Source organism: Streptomyces sp. CA-142005 (genome assembly GCF_050942335.1).
Classification (GTDB): Bacteria; Actinomycetota; Actinomycetes; order Streptomycetales; family Streptomycetaceae; genus Streptomyces.
On sequence record NZ_CP192078.1, the window covers coordinates 8,578,597 to 8,599,823 of the forward strand.

General features: G+C 72.4%; 21 protein-coding genes and 1 riboswitch. Of the genes, 6 read left to right on the forward strand and 15 right to left on the reverse strand.

The genetic code is table 11. From position 1 onward, the window contains the following. Window positions 1-16: 16 nt before the first annotated feature. Genes ACQPXS_RS39605 through ACQPXS_RS39640 form a run of 8 tightly spaced genes read right to left on the reverse strand, consistent with a single transcriptional unit; the run spans window position 17 to window position 9,693 of the window. Entirely contained in the window at window positions 17-1,549 is a 1,533-nt protein-coding gene (locus ACQPXS_RS39605; protein WP_433454317.1) for a long-chain-fatty-acid--CoA ligase, read from the reverse strand. Beyond that, a complete protein-coding gene (hemA, locus tag ACQPXS_RS39610; protein ID WP_433454318.1) occupies window positions 1,546-2,772 on the reverse strand; it encodes a 5-aminolevulinate synthase in 1,227 nt (408 codons plus the stop codon). The genes ACQPXS_RS39605 and hemA overlap by 4 nt, the downstream gene beginning before the upstream one ends. A 9-nt stretch (window positions 2,773-2,781) precedes the next feature. After that, a complete protein-coding gene (locus ACQPXS_RS39615) occupies window positions 2,782-4,347 on the reverse strand; it encodes a class I adenylate-forming enzyme family protein (RefSeq protein WP_433454319.1) in 1,566 nt (521 codons plus the stop codon). 47 nt (window positions 4,348-4,394) lie between these two features. After that, complete coding sequence (locus ACQPXS_RS39620; RefSeq protein WP_433454320.1) at window positions 4,395-5,639, reverse strand: cytochrome P450; 1,245 nt, start codon at window positions 5,637-5,639, stop codon at window positions 4,395-4,397. A 49-nt stretch (window positions 5,640-5,688) separates the two neighbouring features. Beyond that, window positions 5,689-6,924, reverse strand: coding sequence for an NAD(P)/FAD-dependent oxidoreductase (locus tag ACQPXS_RS39625; RefSeq protein ID WP_356317141.1), 1,236 nt, complete (start codon window positions 6,922-6,924; stop codon window positions 5,689-5,691). 35 nt (window positions 6,925-6,959) lie between these two features. Further along, on the reverse strand, window positions 6,960-7,364 hold the full coding sequence (locus ACQPXS_RS39630; protein WP_433454322.1) for an SCP2 sterol-binding domain-containing protein: 405 nt from the start codon (window positions 7,362-7,364) through the stop codon (window positions 6,960-6,962). Continuing rightward, window positions 7,361-8,623 (reverse strand): cytochrome P450, encoded by a 1,263-nt coding sequence (locus tag ACQPXS_RS39635; protein WP_433454324.1) that lies wholly within the window; start codon window positions 8,621-8,623, stop codon window positions 7,361-7,363. The genes ACQPXS_RS39630 and ACQPXS_RS39635 overlap by 4 nt, the downstream gene beginning before the upstream one ends. Before the next feature lie 14 nt (window positions 8,624-8,637). Next, window positions 8,638-9,693, reverse strand: a complete 1,056-nt coding sequence (locus tag ACQPXS_RS39640; RefSeq protein ID WP_433454325.1) for a methyltransferase — start codon at window positions 9,691-9,693, stop codon at window positions 8,638-8,640. Window positions 9,694-9,955: 262 nt separating this feature from the next. Between ACQPXS_RS39640 and ACQPXS_RS39645 the strand changes: the two genes are divergently transcribed. Genes ACQPXS_RS39645 through ACQPXS_RS39655 form a run of 3 tightly spaced genes read left to right on the forward strand, consistent with a single transcriptional unit; the run spans window position 9,956 to window position 11,949 of the window. Then, window positions 9,956-11,503, forward strand: a complete 1,548-nt coding sequence (locus ACQPXS_RS39645; RefSeq protein WP_433454327.1) for an acyl-CoA carboxylase subunit beta — start codon at window positions 9,956-9,958, stop codon at window positions 11,501-11,503. Between the two features lie 37 nt (window positions 11,504-11,540). Further along, window positions 11,541-11,708 carry a carboxyl transferase domain-containing protein gene (locus tag ACQPXS_RS39650; RefSeq protein ID WP_433454329.1) on the forward strand — a complete coding sequence of 56 codons (168 nt, stop codon included), beginning with the start codon at window positions 11,541-11,543 and terminating at the stop codon, window positions 11,706-11,708. A gap of 37 nt (window positions 11,709-11,745) precedes the next feature. Beyond that, window positions 11,746-11,949 (forward strand): acyl-CoA carboxylase subunit epsilon, encoded by a 204-nt coding sequence (locus ACQPXS_RS39655; protein WP_433454331.1) that lies wholly within the window; start codon window positions 11,746-11,748, stop codon window positions 11,947-11,949. Window positions 11,950-11,966: 17 nt separating this feature from the next. On the opposite strand, the gene ACQPXS_RS39660 is transcribed toward ACQPXS_RS39655, so the two are convergent. After that, window positions 11,967-13,388, reverse strand: a complete 1,422-nt coding sequence (locus ACQPXS_RS39660; RefSeq protein ID WP_433454332.1) for an amino acid permease — start codon at window positions 13,386-13,388, stop codon at window positions 11,967-11,969. Between the two features lie 502 nt (window positions 13,389-13,890). Here ACQPXS_RS39660 and ACQPXS_RS39665 point away from each other — a divergent pair. Beyond that, the gene (locus ACQPXS_RS39665; RefSeq protein ID WP_433454334.1) at window positions 13,891-14,031 is read left to right on the forward strand and encodes a hypothetical protein; all 141 of its coding nucleotides are present in this window, start codon (window positions 13,891-13,893) and stop codon (window positions 14,029-14,031) included. Here ACQPXS_RS39665 and ACQPXS_RS39670 read toward each other — a convergent pair. From ACQPXS_RS39670 to ACQPXS_RS39695, 6 genes are all read right to left on the reverse strand, one after another. Beyond that, window positions 14,028-14,717 (reverse strand): GntR family transcriptional regulator, encoded by a 690-nt coding sequence (locus ACQPXS_RS39670; protein ID WP_356317125.1) that lies wholly within the window; start codon window positions 14,715-14,717, stop codon window positions 14,028-14,030. The two genes, ACQPXS_RS39665 and ACQPXS_RS39670, sit on opposite strands and share 4 nt — an antisense overlap. Window positions 14,718-14,750: 33 nt before the next feature. Further along, on the reverse strand, window positions 14,751-15,752 hold the full coding sequence (locus tag ACQPXS_RS39675; RefSeq protein WP_433454336.1) for a proline racemase family protein: 1,002 nt from the start codon (window positions 15,750-15,752) through the stop codon (window positions 14,751-14,753). Window positions 15,753-15,774: 22 nt separating this feature from the next. Beyond that, window positions 15,775-16,671, reverse strand: coding sequence for a dihydrodipicolinate synthase family protein (locus ACQPXS_RS39680; RefSeq protein WP_433454337.1), 897 nt, complete (start codon window positions 16,669-16,671; stop codon window positions 15,775-15,777). Window positions 16,672-16,748: 77 nt separating this feature from the next. After that, entirely contained in the window at window positions 16,749-18,149 is a 1,401-nt protein-coding gene (locus ACQPXS_RS39685) for an FAD-dependent oxidoreductase (protein ID WP_433454338.1), read from the reverse strand. Further along, window positions 18,142-18,444: a (2Fe-2S)-binding protein gene (locus tag ACQPXS_RS39690; protein ID WP_433454339.1), complete on the reverse strand. Its 303-nt coding sequence runs from the start codon at window positions 18,442-18,444 to the stop codon at window positions 18,142-18,144. The genes ACQPXS_RS39685 and ACQPXS_RS39690 overlap by 8 nt, the downstream gene beginning before the upstream one ends. Beyond that, a complete protein-coding gene (locus tag ACQPXS_RS39695) occupies window positions 18,441-19,610 on the reverse strand; it encodes an NAD(P)/FAD-dependent oxidoreductase (protein WP_433454341.1) in 1,170 nt (389 codons plus the stop codon). The genes ACQPXS_RS39690 and ACQPXS_RS39695 overlap by 4 nt, the downstream gene beginning before the upstream one ends. A gap of 152 nt (window positions 19,611-19,762) precedes the next feature. Here ACQPXS_RS39695 and ACQPXS_RS39700 point away from each other — a divergent pair, with 152 nt between their 5' ends. Next, a complete protein-coding gene (locus tag ACQPXS_RS39700) occupies window positions 19,763-19,885 on the forward strand; it encodes a putative leader peptide (RefSeq protein ID WP_433454343.1) in 123 nt (40 codons plus the stop codon). Window positions 19,886-19,949: 64 nt separating this feature from the next. Next, on the forward strand, window positions 19,950-20,837 hold the full coding sequence (locus ACQPXS_RS39705) for a glutathione S-transferase C-terminal domain-containing protein (protein ID WP_433454344.1): 888 nt from the start codon (window positions 19,950-19,952) through the stop codon (window positions 20,835-20,837). Window positions 20,838-20,915: 78 nt separating this feature from the next. Next, window positions 20,916-21,027: riboswitch (SAM riboswitch) on the forward strand. Window positions 21,028-21,227: the final 200 nt, after the last annotated feature.

Here is a 21,227-nt window from a genome sequence, read left to right on the forward strand (position 1 = left end):
AGAGACGGCTCAAGGATCAATCGATTCCGGCACCGCCGCGCACCGCGTCCGGGCCGAAGAGCGCGGCCAGTTCGCGCTTGAGGACCTTTCCGCTCGCGCCGACCGGGAACGCCCCGACGAACTCGACCCGGCGCGGATACTTGTACGCGGCCAGCCGTTCCTTGGTCCAGGCGGAGATCTCCGCGCCGAGCTCCGGTCCGACCGCCGTACCGGGGACCGTACGGACCACCGCGCACACCTCCTCCCCGTACCGGGGATCGGGCACGCCGATCACCGCCGCCTGGGCGACCGCCGGGTGACGCAGCAGCACTTCCTCGACCTCACGCGGATAGACGTTGTATCCGCCGCGCAGCACCATGTCCTTCTTGCGGTCGACGATGGTGAGGTAGCCGTCCTCGTCCTTGACACCGAGGTCGCCGGAGCGGAACCAGCCGTCCACCACGGCCGCGGCGGTCGCCTCCGGGCGCCCGAGGTAACCCGCCATCACATTGTGGCCGCGGACGACGACCTCGCCGACCTCGCCCGCCGGCAGGAGTTCGACGCGTTCCTCCAGGTCCGCCCGCGCGATCTCCGCCTGCACGCCCCACACCGGGAAACCCACCGTACCCGGCCGGCGGGGCAGACCCGGCTGGTTGTACGCGATCACCGGTGAGGTCTCGGTCATCCCGTACCCCTCGTAGATCGGGCAGCCGAACTCCCGCTCGAACTCCTCGAGGACCTTGACCGGGAGCGCGGAACCGCCCGAGTAGGCCCGCCGCAGGGTGGGGCCGGCCGGGCCGCCGGTCTCCAGCAGGGCGAGGTACATCGTCGGTACGCCCATGAACACCGTGCAGCGGTGCTCCGCCATCAGGCCGACGGCGCGTGCCGCGTCGAACGCGGGCATCAGCACCAGGGTCGCGCCGGCCCGGAAGCACACGCCCATCCCGCAGATCTGACCGAACGTATGGGACAACGGCAGGGCCCCGAGCAGCACGTCGTCCGCTCCGAAGGCGAACGGGGAGACCATGCTGACCGTGATGTTCAGGATCAGCCCCAGATGGGTCAGCAACGCCCCCTTCGGCCGGCCCGTGGTGCCCGAGGTGTAGAGCACCACGGCGATGTCGTCGGGCGCCCGCGGCACCCAGTCCGCGACCGGGACCGCCCGCCGGGCGCGGGCGTCGAGGCGCCGCGCCGCCAGCAGCGGGACATCCGCGCGTGCGGCCGCCTCGACACCCTCACCCGGCAGCGTGTCGTCGCAGACCAGGAGTCCGGCCCCGGAATCCCGCAGCACGTACTCGATCTCGTCCGCCTTCAGCAGCGTGTGCACCGGCACCACGATGGCGCCCAGCGCCAGTGCGCCGTAGTACGCCATCGGAAAGTGCGGTGAGTTGGGGAGCAGCAGGGCCACCGTGTCACCGCACCCGACCCCGTCCTCGGCCAGGACGGCCGCGAACCGCCGTGCCTGGAGCCAGAGTTCCCCGTACGTCAGCACCTCCGTCCCGCAGACGAGCGCGGGATGGCCGGGACGCCGTGCCGCCGACTCGGCGAGCACGGCCGCCAGGGAGATCACGGCTTGCCGGGAACGGCCGTGGGCAGCCCGAGTTCCTGCCAGATGCCGTCCAGGGCGCCGGCGAACTTCTCGATGTCCTGCGTCGTGTGGGTGGCCGACGGCGCGACCCGCAGAATCTCCTCGCCCTCCCGCACGCTCGGCGCGTTGATCGGCTGGACGTAGATCCCGTGCCGCTCCATCAGCAGCGCGGAGCCCCTGCGGCACCGCCGGTCGTCGCCGACGAAGACGGACACGATGTGCGAGTCCGCCGAGATGAACGGGATGCCCCGCTCCCTGAGCAGCCGGTGCAGCAGCTGCGCGTTCTCGGCGAGCCGGGCCCGCTCGTACTCCGAGGAGCGAAGATGCCGGACGGCGGCCAGCGCACCGGCCGCGGTCGACGGCGGCAGCGAGGTGGTGAAGATGAACGAACGGGAGAAGCTGCGCACCGCGTCGATCAGGACGGCCGGGCCGGCGACGTACCCGCCCGCGGTGCCGAACCCCTTCGCCACCGTGCCCATGACGACGGTGAACTCCCCGTCCAGGCCCTCCCGCGCCGCGATGCCCGCGCCCTGCGGACCGTACATGCCGACCGCGTGGACCTCGTCGACATAGGTGGTGGCCCGGTACCGGGCGGCGAGAGCGGCCACCTCGGCGAGCGGGGCCACGTCGCCGGACATCGAGTACACCGACTCCAGGACGATCAGCTTCGGCCGGTCCGGGTCCGCGGCGGCGAGCAGCTCGTCCAGATGGGCGGTGTCGTTGTGCCGGAAGATCTTCTTCTCCGCACGGCTGTGCCGCAGGCCGTCGATGATCGAGGCGTGGTTGAGCTCGTCGGAGAAGACGAGGGTCCCCGGCGCCCGGCCGGCCAGCACCGACAGCGCACCGTCGTTGGCGGTGTAACCGGACGGGAAGACGACCGCGGCCTCCTTGCCGTGCAGCGACGCGAGTTCCTTCTCCAGCAGCACGTGGTAGTGGTTCGTGCCGCCGATGTTGCGCGAGCCGCCCGAACCGGCGCCGAAGGCGTCCACCGCGTCCTTGACCGCCTCCAGCACGACGGGGTGTTGGCCCATGCCGAGGTAGTCGTTGCTGCACCAGACACTGATCTCCTGCTCGCCGGCGCCGCCGTCCCGCCGGGCGATGGCGCTCGGGAACAGCCCGGCCCGCCTGCCTATCTCCAGGAACTCCCTCTTGCGGTCGGCGAATGCGGCCATCTCACGGGTGAAGTGCTCAAGGTGTGCGTTCATGTTCGTGGGTCACCTTCCAGACGCGGTGCCGACCAGCGCGCCGGTCTCCCGGCGCAGCCGTGCCTTGTCCGGCTTGCCGGACGCGCTGAGCGGCATCGTGTCGAGCAGCAGGACTTCTTCGGGTGCGTGCAGTGCGGACAGTGCCGTCCTGACCTGGTCGCGGACTTCGGCGGGCGTGACACGCGCGCCCTCGCGGAGCACGATCGCCGCGTGGATGTGCTCGATCCGGTAGCCGTCCCGGATGCCGTAGACCGCCGCCTGGGCCACCCCGGGCATCCGGAGGATCTCCCGCTCGACGACGGCCGGGTACACCTTGATGCCCTCGGTCTTGATGACGTCGGCGATCCGGTCGAGCAGATGCAGCCGCCCCTGCTCGTCCAGGTGGCCGAGGTCTCCGGTGCGGTACCAGCCACCGCGCAGCGCCTGGGCCGTGCGCGCCGGGTCCTGCCAGTAACCGTCCATCAGATGCGGCGAGTTCACGCACACCTCGCCGGTCTCGCCCACGGCCACCTCCTCGTCGGTGCCGGGGACGCAGACCTTGATCCGGACGCCCGGGAACGGCCGGCCCACGGTTACCGCCAGCTCGGGGTCCAGATGGTCGCGCGGGCCGAGGAAGGTGATGCGGCCGCTCTCGCTGGCCCCGTACCCCTGGACCAGCACCGGCCCGAACGCCTCGGCGGCCTCGGCGATCCGGGTGGGCGAGGCGGGACAGCCGCCGTAGATCAGCTGGCGGAGCGAGGACAGGTCGGCCTTGGTGACGCGGTACTGGTCGACCATCTCGTACACCTGCGGAGTGGCCAGGTACATCCGGGTGATGCGGTGTTCCGCGATGGCCCGCAGTGCCTCCTCCGGGCGCATCTGCTCGTGCAGGACCACGCGGCCCCCGGAGGCGAGGACCGCGTCGGCCATCGGGCCGACGGTGTGGCTCAGCGGGGTCGTGACCAGGATCCTGACCTCTTCGTCCGGTGTGGCGGAGGCCGACGCCGCCTCGACGCGGCTCGTCCAGGCGCGCGCGGACAGCAGGATCCCCTTGGGCCGGCCGGTGCTGCCACTGGTCAGGCCGATGACGGCGGCCGCCTCCGGCGACCAGAGGGCAGCGGGTCCGGGGTCGCCCGGCGCGGGCAGGTCCGCGGTCCGGATCACCGTGACGCGGCCGCGGGCCCGCTCGGCGAGAATCCTCGCCCGGTCCTCGTTCTCGGGGTCGGTGAGCAGGGCGGCGGCGCCGGTGTCGAGCAGGATCCGCAGCTGCTCGTCCGTGGAGAGCACCGGGACGGTCGAACCGGCGTTGGTGGAGCGCAGGTAGCAGACGGCGGCGCCGACCAGGTGGGCCGCGTACCGTGCCGACAGCATGTCGGGGCTGTTCGGCGCCACCAGGACGCCCAGCACGCTGCCCGGGCCGACCTTCGCGTCCCGCAGGGCGTGTGCCGTCCGGGCGACCGAGCCGGCCAGTTCGCCGGCCCCGATCGCCCGGCCGCGCCAGTGCACGGCGGTGCGGTCGGGGTCCATGGCCAGACGCGACATGATCCGGGCGGCGTAACCGTCGTGCTCCGACCACCAGGGGTCAGAAACGGCCATCTTCTCCTTCTTTCGGCTGGGAGGTTCGATGCGGTGCGGGCGGGGCCTCACGCGCTGGAGCTGAGCGTGAGCGGGAGTTCCGCCAGACCCCGGGTCGTGTTGTTCAGATGCCAGCGCGGCGGACTGCTCGTCTCGATCGCCGCGGCGTGCCGCGTGAGCGCCCGGAGCATGACGTCCGCCTCCAGATAGGCGACGATCCGCCCGACGCAGGCGTGGATGCCGGCCCCGAACCCGAGGTGTCCGCCCGACCTGCGGGTGATGTCGAACTCGTCGGGGCGGTCCCAGCGGCGCGGATCCCGGTTGGCCGCACCGAAGAGCAGCAGGATCTTCTCCCCGGCGGGCAGTTCCACCCCGTCCAGCACCGTGTCCTTCACGACGGCCCGGAAGAACATCCGGGTCGGCGACTCCAGGCGTACGGCCTCGTCGAACGCCGCCCGGATCAGGTCGGGCCGGGCGCGCAGCGCGGCGTACTGCTCCGGGTGCGTGGCGAGCAGCCACAGCACCGAACCCAGGCCCCGCACCGTGGTGTCGATGCCCGCGGCCAGCAACGACCGTACGAGTACGGCCCCTTCGTCGAGGCTGTACCCCTCGCTTTCGGCGAGCCGGTGGATCTGCGCGCCCCATCCGTCCGGGCTGAGCCGGTCGGGGTAGCAGTGCCGCACCACCCAGGGCAGGGTCGCGTCGCCGCCCGCCACGGACTTCCGGAACAGCTCGTTGGGCGGCCCGAAGGCGTTGAACGCGAAGTCCGCGAAAGGCAACAGGTTCTCCCCGCGCCCCTCCCTGGGCAGGCCGACCGCGTCGGCGAACAGACGCAGCGGCAGCTCCTGGGCCAGCCGGCTGATCCCGTCGAACTCGCCGGTGTCGACCAGCTGCCCCACCATGGACTCGGCCTGCGCGGTCCACGACTCGGTCTTCGCCCGTATCGCGCTGGGGGAGAGCACCGAACCGACCACGCGCCGGGCCCGGGTGTGGTCGGGTTGGTCCTGTTCCAGCAGCAGGCTGGGGGTGCGCCAGCCCGTCCCCCGGCCGGCGCCGGCCATCCCGGCGTCCGCCTGCGAGGGACCGGGCTGCCGACGCAGGTCCGCGAGCCCGACCCCCGCGGCGGAACTGAACGTCTCGTGGTCGAGCACGGCGGCGCGCACCGCGCTGAAGCGCGCCGACGCCCACACGCCATGGCGCTCCAGCCACACCACCGGCCCGGCCTCGCGCAGCCGCTCGTACGCCGGATACGGATCGGTCAGGACGTCGAGCGAGAAGGGATCGATGTCACTGACCGGCACAGTCTGGTTCATCGTCGACCTCAGCCAACCTCTCGTGTACGGCGGGGCACTCGGCCCGCGCCTAGTGCAGCTGCCAGCCCTCGACCGCCTTGGCCAGGCCGGAGACGAGGACGATGAAGTCCTCCCGGGCCTTGCGCTGCTCCTCGGGGTCGATGAGGTCGCGCGCCTTCTCGAAGTACTCCTCGACCTCCTTGTTCTGGTCGTAGAAGAACCGCACGAAGTCGACCACCACGTCGAGGACCGCGTGGTACTCCTTCTCGTAGCTGTGCAGCAGCTCTGGCTCGGACTCCGGCTTGTCGAGGATCCGGTGCGCGGCGTGCGCCGCCAGCGAGCCGCCCTTGAGGGCCAGCATCACGCCGGTGGAGAACAGCGGGTCGATGAACGCGGCGGCATCGCCGACCTGCAGGAAGCCGGGTCCGCTCATCCGCTCGCAGGTGTACGACCAGTCCTTGGCCGTGCGCACCTGGGCCACCTCGACGGCCCCGGAGAGCATGCGCCGGATCTGCTCGGTCTCGCCGATCTGCCGGTAGAGCATGTCGGCGGGCGACAGGTCCGAGGTGGCGAACTTCTCGCTGGGGGCGACATATCCGACGCTGCAGGTGTTGTCGCTGAACGGAATCATCCACAGCCAGCCCGGCGGGCAGGCCTCGACCACGATGTTGCCGGCGTCCTCCCCGGCGAGACGGCTTCCGCCCTGGTAGTACGTCCAGACGGCCAGGTTCTTCAGATCCTGGTGCCAGTCGACGCTGTCGAACCGCCTGCCCATGAACTTGGCCTGGCCGGAGGCGTCGACGACCAGCGGGGCGCGCACCTCGACGACCTCGTCGGAGTGGGCCGGGCTGTACCGCACGCCGGTGCACCGGTCGCCCTCGAAGATCGCCTCGCGGACGTACGCCTCCTCGACGACCGTGGTGCCGAGCCGCCGGGAGTGGGTCAGCAGCATGTTGTCGAACTCCGCCCGCTTGACCTCGTAGGCGTAGGGGCGCGGGGCCGACTCCTCGACCGGGGCGTTCGTCGCTATCTCGTCGAAGCGGATGGTCCAGGGTTCGGGGCTCGGCCCCCAGATCAGCGTCACACCGTTCTTGCGCTGCGCGCCCAGCTCCTCCAGGGCCTTGGCCGCGCCCAGTTCCCTGATGACCGGCATGACACCGGGAATGAGCGACTCCCCGATGTGGTAGCGCGGGAACTTCTCCTTCTCCAGCAGGAGCACCCGGCGCCCCCACATGGACAGCAGTCCCGAGGCCGCGGCGCCGCTGGGGCCTCCGCCCACGACGATGACGTCGTACTGACTCCGCATTGGTCGTCCTCCTCTTGGCTTCGGTGGCTCGTGCGTCATCGTGTGGTCCGGGACCACAGGTCAGCGGTGAACTCGTGGTAGCGCCCCGACTGCAGCACCACCATCAGCTCCAGCAGCTTCGCCTTGTCCCCGGTGACCGCGAACTGCCCGGTGACGAAGGCCGTGGCGGCGTGCAGGTCGCCGGCCTGGAAGTCGGCCAGGTCCTGGTACGCGGCCGTGATGGCGAGGTCGCTGTCCGGGAGCCGGCCGCGGCCGGCCCCCGTGACGACGCCCTGGCCGATCAGGACGTAGTAGTCCACCGTGCCCTCGGGGGTGCCGGTCGCGTGGAACTGCAGCCGGACGTTCACGTGCGGCAGCGCCTGCTGTTCTCCCGGCGTCAGCGTCTCCAGTTCCGCCAGGTACGCCTCGGACAGGAAGCGGATCCCGGTGTCGGTGGTCACCGTGCCTCCCCGGGGGCGGTTCCCATCCGGATGCGCAGGGCTTCGAGCCCGGGCAGGGTCACCCGCGGCTGCGGGCGCGGCGGTTCGGCGATCTCCAGGTGCGGGAACCGCTGGAGCAGCGCGGTGAAGACCGCCTCGGCCTGCAGGCGTGCGAGCCGCCAGCCGGGGCAGCCGTGGATGCCGGCGCCGAAGGAGATCGACATGCCCTCGTCGCGGGTCACATCGAACACGTCGGGGTCCGTGTAGCGCGCCGGGTCGCGGTTGGCCGCGGCGATCAGCATCATCATCCGCGAGCCCGCCGGAATCTCCACGCCGCCGATCTCCAGCGGCTCGCCGACCGTCCGGGGGAGCATGTGGACGGGCGGATCGAACCGCAGCACCTCCTCGATCGCGCCCTTCAGCAGGCCGGGGTCGGCGCGCACCAGGTCAGCCTGGTCGGGGTGTTCGATGAACAGCCGGATGCCGTTGTTCAGGAAGTGCGTGGCGGTCTCGGAACCGGCCGCGATGAGCATGTGGCAGATCCCGGCGAGTTCCAGGTCGTCCAGCGGATCCTCGTCCTCTGCGGCGATCAGCGCGGAGAGCAGGTCGTCGCCCGGCCGGCGCCGCTTGTGCCGTACGAGCGCAGCGAAGTAGTCGTCGAGGAACGCCGCCCCCTCGTCGGCCACCCGCAGTTCCAGGGCGGTCATGCCCAGTTCGAAGGTCCGCTGGAAGTTCCGGATCGGCTCCCGCAGCAGCGGCGCCTCCTCCTGCGGGACGCCGACGAGCCCGGCGACGACGCTGATGGGCAGCAGGTAGCAGAAGTCGTTGCAGATGTCGCCGCCACCGGCCCTGGCGAAGGGCTCGAGGAGTTCGTCGACCTTCCGGACGATGAACTCCTGATGCGCCATCACCCGCTTGGCGGTGAAGGCCTGGTTGATGATCCGGCGCAGCCTGGTGTGCTCGGGCGGGTTGGCCCACAGCATGCTGGTGGCCAGCTTGCGCAGCGCGGCGTGCTGCTCCCACTCGCCGTTGAACCGGCCGGACAGGAAGGTGTACACGTCCTTGCCGACCCGCTTGTCGCGCAACGCCTCGAAGACGTCGTCGTAGCGGCTGAGCACCCAGATCCCGAGGGGGCTGCGGTGCACGGGCACGGCCTCCCGCAGGCGGTGGTAGCGCGAGTACGGGTCGGTCCTGCCCTCGGGCGAGAAGAGGATCTCCGCCAGGGCCGTGTTGGCGGCGTGCTCGGCGCCGCCGGGCGGCGCCATCGTCGGGGTGCTCACGTCGGCCTCCTCGGTCACTGGGGGACGGAAGCCTCGACCACGTGCAGGAGAGGCCTGACCTCGCTGACGCCGTCGACCCGGAGACCGGCCCGCTCGACCAGACCGGCGATGCCGCTCCTGGTGTGCCGCTTGCCGTTGGTGTTCAGCAGGAACAGCAGGTCGATGCCGGTCGCGTAGCGGATCTCCGGACTGTCGTCGACCAGGTTCGTCGCGATGAGGATCCGGCTGTCGGGCCGGCCCGCCGCGACGGCGTTGCGCAGCGCGGTGACGGTCCGGTCGTCGTCCCACTCGAGGATGCTCTTGAAGAGGTAGACGTCCGCCTCCACCGGGATCTTCTCGAGGCAGTTGCCCTCCATGACGCGGGCACGGGACGCCAGTGCGCCGTCGGGGCGGAGCCGGGGGTCCGGGTGGGCGACCGCCGCGGGCAGGTCGACCAGGGTTCCCCGCAGGTGCGGGTTCTTCTCCAGCAGGGTCGACAGCGTGTAGCCGCGGCCGCCGCCGACATCCGCGAGGGTGCGGAAACCGCTGAGATCCAGTGCTTCCGCGAGCGCCGCGGAGGTGAGCCGGCTCAGCTCGGTCTGGGATTTGTTGAAAATCTCGGTCGACGCCGGCCACTCCTTGTGGAGGTACGCGAAGAATTCGGCGCCGTATTTCTCTTCGAAGAGGTCCTTGCCGGTGTTCCGCACGGCCTCTTCGAGGTGCGGCCACAATTCCCAGGCCCACGGCTCGGTGACCCAGAGCACCCAGTACTTCAGGCTCTGCGGGTCGTCCTCGCGCAGCAGCCGGGAGGTGGGCGTGTGCGCGTATCCGTCCTCCGCCCGGGCGAAGACGCCGTACTGCTCCAGGGTGAGGAGGAGCCGCCCGAGGACCCCGGCGTCCACCTTCAGGCTCTTCGCCAACCGCTCGACCGCGACGGGCCGGTCGCCGATCTCGTCGGCGACGCCGACGAGGATGGCCGCCCGCAGCGCCGCCGGGGCGGCCGCGGCGAGCGAGATCTCACGCAGGCTGGTGATTGCCGCGATGCGCTTGTCCTCGGCATTACCGGACGGACTACTTTTCACAATGCTCATCTGCATCCCTTTGAGGCCGCAACTTCCGATGGCGCAGCTTTCCGTTCCGGGCTCAGATGTTTGCGGCCTGGCCTAGAGGGGGCCTCAAATCTGGCTATGCGGGAGGGAACACGGTGTGCGGGGGCCCGGACCGGAGCGGCATTCGAGCCGCCCTCAAGGTGGCCGGGATAGAGACGGACGGGTGAGCACAGGCGCACGGCGGGGCGGCGGACGGCAGCCGCCGGCGGCTCGCCGCGCCCCGCCCCGACCGACGAGGAGCCAGATGCTGACCGAGCGTGTCGAAGAACTCCGTCAGCTCCGCGGCCGGGTCCAGGCCGGCCCGAGCGAGAAGGCGACGCGGACCCAGCACGCCAAGGGGAAGCTGACGGTGCGTGAGCGGATCGCGCTGCTGCTGGACGAGGACTCGTTCCACGAGGTGGAGCCGCTGCGGCGGCACCGGGCGAGCGGATTCGGGCTGGAACAGCGAAAGCCGCACACCGACGGGGTGGTGACCGGCTGGGGGACCGTGCACGGGCGGACCGTCTTCGTCTACGCGCACGACTTCCGCATCTTCGGCGGGGCGCTGGGGGAGGCGCACGCCGAGAAGATCCACAAGGTCATGGACCTGGCCATCGCGGCCGGTGCCCCGCTGGTCTCCCTCAACGACGGCGCCGGCGCCCGCATCCAGGAGGGCGTGACCGCCCTGGCCGGCTACGGGGGCATCTTCACCCGCAACACCAGGGCCTCCGGGGTGATCCCGCAGATCTCCGTGATGCTGGGGCCCTGCGCGGGCGGCGCCGCCTACTCGCCGGCGCTGACGGACTTCGTGTTCATGGTCCGGGAGACCTCGCAGATGTTCATCACCGGCCCCGACGTCGTCCGGGCCGTGACAGGGGAACAGGTCTCCCAGGACGGCCTGGGCGGGGCGGACGTGCACGCCGAGCTGTCGGGGGTGTGCCACTTCGCCTACGACGACGAGCAGACCTGTCTGGAGGAGGTCCGCTATCTGCTGTCCCTGCTGCCGCAGAACAACCGTGAGACCCCGCCCGCCCAGTCCACCGGGGACCCCGCCGACCGGCGCTGCGCGGAACTGCTCGACCTGGTCCCGGAGGACGGCAACCGCGCCTACGACATGCGGGCCGTCCTGGAGGCGGTCGTGGACGAGGGCGAGTACCTGGAGGTCCACGAGCGCTGGGCGACCAATGTGATCGTGGCGCTGGCCCGGCTGGACGGCCAGGTGGTCGGGCTCGTCGCCAACCAGCCGCAGTCCCTGGCCGGGGTGCTGGACATCAACGCCTCGGAGAAGGCGGCCCGCTTCGTGCAGATGTGCGACGCCTTCAACATCCCCCTGGTCACCCTCCTGGACGTCCCCGGCTTCCTGCCGGGCGTGGACCAGGAGCACGGCGGGATCATCCGGCACGGCGCCAAACTGCTGTACGCGTACTGCAACGCCACCGTGCCGCGCGTCCAGGTGATCCTGCGCAAGGCGTACGGCGGCGCCTACATCGTCATGGACTCCCGCTCGGTCGGCACCGACCTGTCGTACGCGTGGCCGGCCAACGAGATCGCGGTGATGGGCGCCGAGGGGGCCGCGGGCGTGATCTTCCGCCGCCGGATAGCGGAGGCGGAGGACCCCGAGGCCATGCGTCAGAAGCTGGTCAAGGAGTACAAGGCCGAGCTGATGCACCCCTACTACGCGGCCGAGCGCGGTCTGGTCGACGACGTCATCGATCCCGCCGACACCCGCCGCGTGCTGATCCGGTCCCTGCGCATGCTGCGGACCAAGCACGCCGCCCTGCCCGTCCGCAAGCACGGCAACCCGCCCCAGTGACCCGGCGGCCCCGTCCCCGGGGCGGAAGGAGTACCCCATGACCACCGTGGTCGCGGAACAGCCCCTCGTGCGCGTCGAGCGCGGTCGGCTCGACGACGTCATCGATCCCGCCGGCACCCGCCGCGTGCTGATCCGGTCCCTGCGCATGCTGCGGACCAAGCACGCCGCCCTGCCCGTCCGCAAGCACGGCAACCCGCCCCAGTGACCCGGCGGCCCCGTTCCCGGGGCGGAAGGAGTACCCCATGACCACCGTGGTCGCGGAACAGCCCCTCGTGCGCGTCGAGCGCGGTCGGCTCGACGAGGACGAACTCGCCGCCCTCGTCGCAGTCCTGCTCTCGCGCGTGGGCGTGGCCGGAGAGGACCGTGCGGCCGTTCCGGTCGTCCCGCACTGGAACCGCCCCGAGCGCAGTGCCCCGTACCACTCGCCGGTGAGCTGGCAGCGCTGACGGCCCCGGCCCGCCGGCTATGTCGCGTGGCGCTGCCGCCGCGCCGCCATCACCGCGTAGACCAGGATGCCGACGAACAGGAACAGCACGCCCTGGTACACCGCCGCGTAGCCGGCGCCCGCCATCAGCCAGACCGAGAAGGCGGCCGCGATCGCGGTGATCACCGAGTCCCGCACCAGACGCGTCCGGTCCACCGACCTGCCGGAGACCAGGTGGAAGAGCTGCGCGGCGGTCGCCAGCAGGTACGGCACGGTCGCGGTGAACGTGGTGACGAGGACCAGGACGTCGAAGACCTTCGCCGAACCGGACAGGTAGTTGTATGCCGTGAGGAGGGAGGACAGGACGACCGTGACGCCGACGCCGACCGTCGGCACGCCCCGCCGGCGGCGCGCGAAGGCGGCCGGGAACAGGCCGTCCTTGGCCGCGGCGTACGGGGTCTGCGCGCTCAGCAGCGTCCAGCCGTTGAGGCAGCCGGTCATCGACACCAGCGCCGCCAGCGCCACCGCCGTACCGCCCCAGCTCCCCCCGAACATCGCGTTCACGGCGTCGGAGAAGGGGGCCGTGGAGGCCACCAGCCGGTTGTGCGCCACCGTGCCGAAGACGGACAGCGTGCCCAGCAGGTAGACCAGCGCGGCACCCGCGGTGCCGATCACGGTGGCGCGCCCCACGTTGCGGCGCGCGTTCCTCACCTCGCCCGCGCTCACCGCGGCGGACTCCACCCCGAGGTAGGAGAAGAGCAGCAGGGCGGCGGAGGCGGACACGGCGCCGATCGCGCTGTGACCACTGGAGTTGAACGGTCCGAGCCGGGACGGGTCGAAGAAGAACAGCCCGCCGACCGCGACGAGCAGCAGCGGCACGAACTTCAGCACCGTCGAGACCAGCTGGACCGCACCCACGTACCGGGTGCCGGCGAAGTTGGCGAGGGCCGGCAGCCACTGCAGGACCAGGGCGGCCAGACACGCGGTCCACTTGTGGTCGTTGACCGGGACCAGGACGTCCAGGTAGCCGACGGCGGCCACGGCGAGCGCCGCGTTGGACACCCAGGTGGTGATCCAGTACGCCCAGGCGGCGAGGAATCCGGCGAAGTCGCCGAAGGCCTCGCGGGCGTAGACATAGGGGCCGCCGGTACGGGGGTCGCGCGCGGCGAGCCGGCCGAAGACCAGCGCGAGCGCGATGGCACCCACCGTCAGCACACCGAAGGCCACCAGGCTGACCCAGCCGTACGGGGCGATGGAGGCGGGGAGCAGGAAGATGCCGCCGCCGATGATGTTGCCCATGACCAGCGCGGTCGCGACCGGCAGACCGAAGCGGCGGGCGTGCTTGCCGGGGGAACCGTGGGCGTCCGTGACGCCGGTGGTGCCGGGAAGGTCTCCGACGGCAGCCTCGAGCTCCTCGGAGGGGGCCGGAGCCGGCTGGGGGGCGGTTCCGGTGACGTGCATGGGTGGTGCGCCTCTCATCGAACAGATGTCCCAGGATCGCCGGGACTCAGCCATGGTCCGGGATGCCCCTGCCCGCCGCAAAATCGCCGTTTCTTGTGCCGTCCGGACGGGCTGCTGCTGGAAAAAGTCCACTGTCGCGGTGTCTGCACCGCGAGATATCCGGCGCCCCGGACCCGCGGGGGGAGCGCCACGGGTGCGATGATCTGACGGCATGAGCACGGAAGAGGCCACCCCGGCGGCTCGCTGTCCCGGCAGGCCGGCGTGCCGGAGGAGTGGCTGCGGGGCGCGCTCGACGGCGGCCCGGCATCAGCCGCGCTGCCGCGGCGGGTCGGCCTGGCGCTGGGCCTGCACGCGGCGGACGTATTCGTGCCGGCCGGTCAGGAGGTCCCGGAGGAACTCGCACCCGTGGACTCCTGGGCCGGCCACCTGGTCCCGGGCCTCGTGCGGCACGCCGTGGAACTGTCGCCGTACGGCCTCCCCATCCTCGCCCCCCGACCTCGCCGTGCTCACCGGAGCCGCCCCGTGCGAGGTTGCGCGGCGGACGACCGGCACGGGGCTGGGCGAGCTGATCGCGGACGGCCGGCGGCTCACCCGCGACCAGCTGCGCCGGACCGTCGACCTGGCCGGCGCGCTGCGGGACTAGGCTCCGCCGCCGGCCCACAGGCTGCGGACGTGCCCCAGATGACGGGTCATGATCGCGTGGACGGCCTTCTCGTCCCGTTCCAGCAGGGCGTCGAGGAGCTCCAGGTGCTCCTCGGCGGAGGCGAGCAGCCGGCCGGCCTCCACCAGTGCCGTCAGGCCGTAGAGGCGGGAGCGTTTGCGCAGGTCGGCGACCACCTCGACCAGGTGGGCGTTGCCGGCCAGGGCGAGCAGACCGAGATGGAAGCGGGTGTCGGCCTCGACATAGGCGATCAGGTCGCCCGCCACCGCCGCCGTGACGATCTCGCGGGCCGCCGGCCGCAGCGCCTCCAGCGAGACGCGGTCGGCGGTGCGGGCGAGCTCCACGACGGTCGGTATCTCGATCAGGGCCCGGATGTGCGTGTACTCGTCCAGCTGCTTGTCGGAGACGACGGTGACCCGGAAGCCCTTGTTCGGCACGGTGTCGACCAGTCCCTCCTTGGCCAGGTCCAGCATCGCCTCCCGCACCGGCGTCGCCGAGACGCCGAAGCGGGCGGCGAGCGAGGGCGCGGAGTAGACCTCGCCCGGCCGCAGCTCGCCCGCGATCAGCGCGGCGCGCAGCGCGTCGGCGACCCGCTCGCGGTAGCTGCTGCGCCGGCCGCCGAGCCGGGGGAGCGCGGGCATCTCCGTGCCGCGCGTGTTCTGTGCCATGTCACGCATCACCGAGTGAGTCTAGAGGACGCTCTAGAGGACGAAGCCCTCCGGGAAGGGGTCGGTGGGGTCCAGGAGGTACTGGGCGGTGCCGGTGATCCAGGCGCGGCCGGTGAAGCTGGGCAGGACGGCCGGGCGGCCCGCGACCTGCGTCGTGCCCAGCAGCCGTCCGGTGAACCGGGTGCCGATGAAGGACTCGTTCACGAACTCGGTGTGCAACGGCAGTTCGCCGCGCGCGTGCAGCTGCGCCATGCGCGCGCTCGTGCCGGTTCCGCAGGGGGAGCGGTCGAACCAGCCGGGGTGGATGACCATCGCGTGGCGCGAGTGGCGTGCCGTGGCGCCGGGCGCGTACAGGTGGACGTGGTGGCAGCCGTGGATGGAGGGATCCTCCGGATGCACCGGCTCCGCCTCGGAGTTGATCGCGTCCATCAGGGTCAGACCGGCCGCGAGGATGTCGTCCTTGCGGGCGCGGTCGAAGGGCAGCCCGAAGGCGTCGAGCGGGAGGATCGCGTAGAAGTTGCCGCCGTAGGCGAGGTCGTAGGTGACCGTGCGCCCGTCGGGCAGGGTGATCTTGCGGTCCAGGCCGACGGCGAACGACGGCACGTTCTTCAGGGTCACGCTCCGCGCGGCCCCGTCCTCCACCGACACCTCGGCGACCACCAGCCCCGCCGGGGTGTCGAGCCGGATCGTGGTCACCGGCTCCACCACCTCCACCATGCCGGTCTCCACCAGCACGGTCGCCACACCGATGGTGCCGTGCCCGCACATCGGCAGATAACCGGAGACCTCGATGTAGATGACGCCCCAGTCGCAGTCGGGCCGGGTCGGCGGCTGCAGGATCGCGCCGCTCATCGCGGAGTGGCCCCGCGGCTCGTTCATCAGCAACCGCTTGACGTGGTCGCGGTGTTCCCGGAAGTACAGCCGCCGCTCGTTCATCGTCGCACCCGGCACGGTGCCGATCCCGCCGATGATCACCCGGGTCGGCATGCCCTCGGTGTGCGAGTCGACGGCGTGCAGGACGAGTGTGCTGCGCATGATCCGACTCCCTTGTGCGCGCTTATGCGAGGCCCGCGGCGACGGCCTTCTCGGTGGCGGCCCGGACCTGGGCCTCCTGCTCCGGGAGCAGCGGAACGCGCGGTGCGCGCACCGGGCCGCCGTACCGGCCGACGACGTCCATGGACAGTTTGATCGCCTGCACGAACTCCACCCGCGAGTCCCAGCGCAGCAGCGGGTGGAGCTGCCGGTACAGGGGAAGCGCGGTGGTGAGGTCCCCGGCGACCGCGGCGCGGTACAACTGCACCGAGGCCTTGGGGAGCGCGTTCGGATACCCGGCCACCCAGCCCTTGGCGCCCGCCACGGCCAGCTCCAGCAGGACGTCGTCGGCGCCGATCAACAGGTCCAGTTCCGGGGCGAGTTCGGCGATGCGGTAGGCGCGGCGGACGTCACCGGAGAACTCCTTGACGCCGTGGATGTGGCCCTCGCCGTGGAGCCGTGCGAGGAGTTCGGGCACCAGGTCGACCTTAGTGTCGATCGGGTTGTTGTACGCCACCACCGGCAGTCCCGCGCGCGCGACCTCGGCGTAGTGGGCGAGGACGGAACGCTCGTCGGCGCGGTAGGCGTTGGGCGGCAGCAGCATCACCGACGCGCAGCCGGCCTCGCCCGCCTGCTCGGCCCAGCGCCGGGCCTCGGCCGAGCCGTACGCGGCGACGCCCGGCATCACCCGCGCGCCGCCGATCGCCGCCACGGCCGTCTCCACCACCCGGGCGCGTTCCTCGGGAGTGAGCACCTGGTACTCGCCGAGCGAGCCGTTCGGTACGACGCCGTCGCAGCCGTGTCCGACCAGCCAGGCGCAGTGCTCGGCATAGCGGTCGTAGTCGATCGAGAGGTCGTCGCGCAGTGGGAGGGCGGTGGCGACGAGCACGCCGCGCCAGGGACGGTTCGGTGACTGGGCCATGCGGAGGTCCCCCATCCGATGAGGTGTGACATATTACTGAGTGTGGTGACCTGTGGACAGGTCCCCCTTGGGGTGATTCAGTCCGGTGATGCGGTCTCCGGCAACGCGGCCAGGACGCCGAGCGGTACCGGCCGGGCGAAGGGGCGGCGGCCCGCAGCGAGCGGGCATCCGGTCAGGCCGGCCACCGCGGGCGCGCACATCCGGCCCTGGCACCAGCCCATCCCGGCCCGGGTGAGCAGCTTCGCGGTGCGCAGATCCCCCGCGCCGAGCGCGCCGGCGGCCGTACGGACCTGACCGGCGGTGACCTCCTCGCACCGGCACACGACCGTGTCGTCCGTGATCCGGTCGGCCCAGCCCGCAGGCGGCGCGTACACCGTCTCCAGGGCCGCGAAGAAGGCCCGCTGCCGGGCCCTGGCCCGGGCGGCCGCCGCCCAGGAGCGCGGGTCGGGTGCGGTGCCGCGCAGACGGGCGGCGATCGAGCGGCCCGCGATGTGTCCCTCGGCGAGCGCGAGGGCCGCGCCACCGATCCCGGTGGTCTCCCCGGCGGCCCAGACGCCGGGCACGTCGGTGCGCTGCTCGTCGTCGACCCGTACGTCCGTGCCGGTCAGGGTGCAGCCGAGGGTCTCGGCGAGGTCGGTGTGCGGCAGCATGCCGTGACCGACGGCGAGGGCGTCACAGGGGATGCGGCGCGCGCCGCCGGGCCTGATCCGGCCGTCCCTCTCCAGCGCGGCGACGGTGACCGCCTCCAGCCGGTCGGTGCCGTGCGCCTCCAGCACGGTGTGCCGGGGCAGTGTGTGCACCTTGTGCCGCAGCAACCGCGCCGCGTACCAGGCGCCTTCGGCGAGCTTGCCGGGCTCCGCCGCGAGGGCCGGAGTGCGGCGCAGTACGGCGCCGGGGGCGGCGGACTCGACCAGCGCGGCCACTCGCGCCCCGGCCGCGGCGAGCCCCGTGGCCACCGGAAGCAGCAGCGGTCCGGTGCCGGCGACCACGACCGTGCGGCCGGGCAGCGCCAGTCCGCCCTTGAGCATGGCCTGCGCGCCGCCGGCCGTGACGACACCGGGAAGCGTCCAGCCGGGGAAGGGCAGCACGCGCTCGTACCCGCCGGTGGCGAGCAGGACGGAGTCGGCGCGGACGGAGACCCCTTCCTCCTGCGCGGGGCCGCGCAGGGCGTGCACGGTGAAACTGCCGGACTCCCGCTGCACACACCAGACATGGTGGTCCGTCAGGTGAGTGATGTGTCCGGTGTCGATGTGCCGGTCGATGCCGTCCCGCAGGCGCTGCCAGGTGCGCCACTGGTGGTGCAGGGCCTCGGGGCGGCGGGCGCCGAGGGCCCGGGCGGGCTGCCGGTAGAACTGGCCGCCCGCCTGCTCGGCCGCGTCGACGAGGGTGACCCGTACGCCCCGGGCGGCCGCCGCCAGTGCCCCGGCGAGCCCCGCCGGGCCCGCCCCGACGACGGCGAGGTGCGCTCGCTCAGTCATCGTCCCGTCCCGTCCCCTCCTGTGTGCGGATCACGTCGCCCGGCCGTACCGGCACCAGGCAAGCCCGTTGGTTCGCCCGGCCGTTGACGGTCACCAGGCAGTCGAAGCACACCCCGATTCCGCAGAACACCCCGCGCGGCCGGCCGGCCCCGCGGGTGCTGCGCCAGGAGGTCACCCCCGCCGCCCACAGCGCCGCCGCGACCGTCTGCCCGGGCAGGGCCGCGAGGGGCCGCCCGTCGAAGGTGACGGTGAAGGCCTCGCCGGGCTGGGCCCGGGCCAGCTCCAGGGGATTCATGGCGTGTCGCCTCGGTCGGTGTCGTGTCCCTCGAACCGCTCCGGCCGGAACGGCGTGAGATCCAGTTCCGGGGTCTTCCCCGTGAGCGTCTGCGCGATCAACTGCCCGGTGCCGGTGGCGAGTCCGATGCCGGCGCCCTCGTGTCCGCAGGCGTGGAACAGCCCCGGCGCGCGGGGGTCGGGGCCGATCGCCGGGAGGTGGTCGGGCAGGTACGGCCGGAAGCCCGCGTACGTCCGCAGCGCGCGCACCCGCTGCAGGAACGGGAACAGTCCGATGGCCCCGGCCGCGAGCGCCCGTACGGCCGGAAGCGACAGCGAGCGGTCGAAGCCGATCCGCTCCCGGCTCGCGCCGATCAGCACCGGACCGGCGGCCGTGCCCTCCACCACCGGCGAGGTGCGCAGGGCGGCCGAGTCGCTCGCGACGTCGGCCACATAGTCGGCGGCGTACACCTTGTGCCGCACCATCCGCGGCAGTGGCTCGGTGACCAGGACGAAGCCGCGCCTGGGGAGCACCGGCAGCCGGACGCCGGCGAGCGCCGCGAGGTCGCCACCCCAGGTGCCGGCCGCGTTCACCACGGCCGGTGCGTGCAGGTCGCCCTGGTCGGTACGGACGCCGGCCACCGCGCCGTCGGCCGTGCGCAGCACCCCGGTCACCGTCCGGCCCGTGTGCAGGCGGGCGCCGGAGGCGCGGAGCAGGTGGGCGGCGGCGAGGGCGGGCATGACCTGGGCGTCCTGCGGATAGTGCACCCCGCCCGCCAGGCCGGGAGCCAAGTGGGGTTCCAGGGAGGGCAGTCGGTCCGCGGTCACCGGGTCGGCCACGACTCCCGCGGAGCGCTGGCCGGCCGCGAACGCGTGCAGCGCGGCGAGGGTCTCGGGGCTGGAGGCGACCACGAGGCCGCCCTTGGGCTCGTACTCGACCGCCGCTCCCAGCTCGTCGCCCAGCCGTGCCCACAACCGGGCGGACAGCAGGGCAAGTTCGAGCTCGGGTCCGGGTTCCTTGTCGGAGACGAGCAGGTTGCCCTCGCCGGCGCCGGTGGTGCCGCCGGCCACCGGGCCCCGGTCCACCACCCGCACGTCGAGCCCGGCCCGCGCGGCGTACAGGGCGCAGGCCGCGCCGACCATGCCGGCCCCGACCACCACGACATCGCAGGTCAGTCCCTTTGCCACGCCAGTACTATGTCACATGGTGCCGTTTCTGAGGAGACCTCCGGCACGCTCGGCCGACCACACGCACGTCCCAGGCGTGGACGCCCCCTTGACGGCGCCGGATGCCGGATCGACACTCCGGAGTGGGAATCCTAGTGAACAGGTAGGGAATCATGACGTGCCTCGACACGGTCACCGGCCTCGCGGGCCGCACGCCGTTGCGCGCGCCCCTGCTCACCTCCCGCCGGCACATCGACCTGCTGCGCGTCTGCAGCGCGATCAGCGGCCACCGCTGAGCCGGGCGCCGCGCGCCCCTCGGCCGACGCCGCACTTCCGCACGCCCACCACCCGGGGAGACGCATGTCCACCACTCCGCTCGCCACCCTCCCGCCCGCCCACCGCACCGCCCCCGTCTTCCGGGGCCGGATCGGCCGGGACGCGCGTAGCGGCCACTACGCCGTGCCGCACCGCTACCGGCTCCATCTGTCGACCGCCTGCCCCGACGGGCTGCGCCTCGCCGTCGGCCACCACCTCCTCGGCCTGGACGGCGGTTGTCCGGTCACGGTCCTGCCCGCCGTACCGGACTGTCCCGGCGGCGGCCACTCCGCGCTGCGCCCGCTGTACGAGGCGAGCGCCCACCGCTACACCGGCCCGGCCCTCGCGCCCGTGCTCAGCGACGACTGGTCCGGACGCATCGTCAGCACCCACGCCCGCGACATCCTGCGCGACCTCGACCGCTTCCCGCACGAGGGCCGCGCCGCCCTGTACCCGTGCGGCCTGGAGTCGGTGATCGAGGCCGTCGAACGGATGTGTGCCGAGGGCATCGAGGAGGCCGCGCAGCGCGCCGGTCAGGCCGGCACCGACCCCGCCGAGCGGGCCGCCGCCCTGGACGTCCTCCTGGACACCCTGGGCCGGCTGGACAACCGGCTGGCCGCGGAGGAGTACCTGGTCGACGGCCGGCTCACCGCGGCCGACGTGGAACTGTGGGTCGCCCTGGTGCAGTTGGACACCGTCCACCGCTGTCACCTCGACGCCTCCGCCGTCCACCGCATCGCCGGCCACCGCGCCCTGTGGGCCTACGCAGGCCGCCTGGCCGCCCACCCCGCCTTCGGCCGCCCTCTCGACCTCGACGGCATCTCCCGCCGCCACCACGGCCGTTGCCAGGGCCTGGAGGCCGCCGGAGCGGCCGTCCAGATCCTGGACTGGGCGCGCCACGCCGCGGCCGCCCAGGACGCTTCCCGCAGGTGAGCAACGGTCGGACGGCGTCCACCACGCGGACGGCCGTTGACATTCGAACGGGCAACTGCCTTACTTACGGCTCAGAACGGTCATGAGCGTCAGCGCCAAGCCCTGGCTCGCTGACCGGCAACCCTCGCACCGCGGTGGGGTGCCCCAGGTGACGACCGGACCGGAATGACGTTTTCGGTAAGCGCGAGGGCCCCGCGGGGCCGGAACAGTGACAGGTGACGCCATGTACGCAGCTCCCAGGACGGCCGCGAGCCGCCCCCAGGGCTGCGTACGGTCATACGGCGGGCTCCTCGTCGCCGACCGCGCCGTCGATCTGCTCCGCGTCAACAGCGCACTGTGTACCGCACCGGGCTCTGCCCGCTGCCAGGGCTGACGACCTTTCCAGCCCCC

What these genes read in the sequence shown, in the direction of transcription:
- ACQPXS_RS39645 (WP_433454327.1), top strand. Translation starts at nt 9,956, where the DNA reads ATGCTGACCGAGCGTGTCGAAGAACTCCGTCAGCTCCGCGGCCGGGTC.
- hemA (WP_433454318.1), bottom strand. Translation starts at nt 2,772, where the DNA reads ATGAACGCACACCTTGAGCACTTCACCCGTGAGATGGCCGCATTCGCC.
- ACQPXS_RS39655 (WP_433454331.1), top strand. Translation starts at nt 11,746, where the DNA reads ATGACCACCGTGGTCGCGGAACAGCCCCTCGTGCGCGTCGAGCGCGGT.
- ACQPXS_RS39640 (WP_433454325.1), bottom strand. Translation starts at nt 9,693, where the DNA reads ATGAGCATTGTGAAAAGTAGTCCGTCCGGTAATGCCGAGGACAAGCGC.
- ACQPXS_RS39680 (WP_433454337.1), bottom strand. Translation starts at nt 16,671, where the DNA reads ATGGCCCAGTCACCGAACCGTCCCTGGCGCGGCGTGCTCGTCGCCACC.
- ACQPXS_RS39700 (WP_433454343.1), top strand. Translation starts at nt 19,763, where the DNA reads ATGACGTGCCTCGACACGGTCACCGGCCTCGCGGGCCGCACGCCGTTG.
- ACQPXS_RS39620 (WP_433454320.1), bottom strand. Translation starts at nt 5,639, where the DNA reads ATGAACCAGACTGTGCCGGTCAGTGACATCGATCCCTTCTCGCTCGAC.
- ACQPXS_RS39705 (WP_433454344.1), top strand. Translation starts at nt 19,950, where the DNA reads ATGTCCACCACTCCGCTCGCCACCCTCCCGCCCGCCCACCGCACCGCC.
- ACQPXS_RS39670 (WP_356317125.1), bottom strand. Translation starts at nt 14,717, where the DNA reads ATGGCACAGAACACGCGCGGCACGGAGATGCCCGCGCTCCCCCGGCTC.
- ACQPXS_RS39615 (WP_433454319.1), bottom strand. Translation starts at nt 4,347, where the DNA reads ATGGCCGTTTCTGACCCCTGGTGGTCGGAGCACGACGGTTACGCCGCC.
- ACQPXS_RS39690 (WP_433454339.1), bottom strand. Translation starts at nt 18,444, where the DNA reads ATGAATCCCCTGGAGCTGGCCCGGGCCCAGCCCGGCGAGGCCTTCACC.
- ACQPXS_RS39660 (WP_433454332.1), bottom strand. Translation starts at nt 13,388, where the DNA reads ATGCACGTCACCGGAACCGCCCCCCAGCCGGCTCCGGCCCCCTCCGAG.
- ACQPXS_RS39685 (WP_433454338.1), bottom strand. Translation starts at nt 18,149, where the DNA reads ATGACTGAGCGAGCGCACCTCGCCGTCGTCGGGGCGGGCCCGGCGGGG.
- ACQPXS_RS39625 (WP_356317141.1), bottom strand. Translation starts at nt 6,924, where the DNA reads ATGCGGAGTCAGTACGACGTCATCGTCGTGGGCGGAGGCCCCAGCGGC.
- ACQPXS_RS39675 (WP_433454336.1), bottom strand. Translation starts at nt 15,752, where the DNA reads ATGCGCAGCACACTCGTCCTGCACGCCGTCGACTCGCACACCGAGGGC.
- ACQPXS_RS39650 (WP_433454329.1), top strand. Translation starts at nt 11,541, where the DNA reads ATGACCACCGTGGTCGCGGAACAGCCCCTCGTGCGCGTCGAGCGCGGT.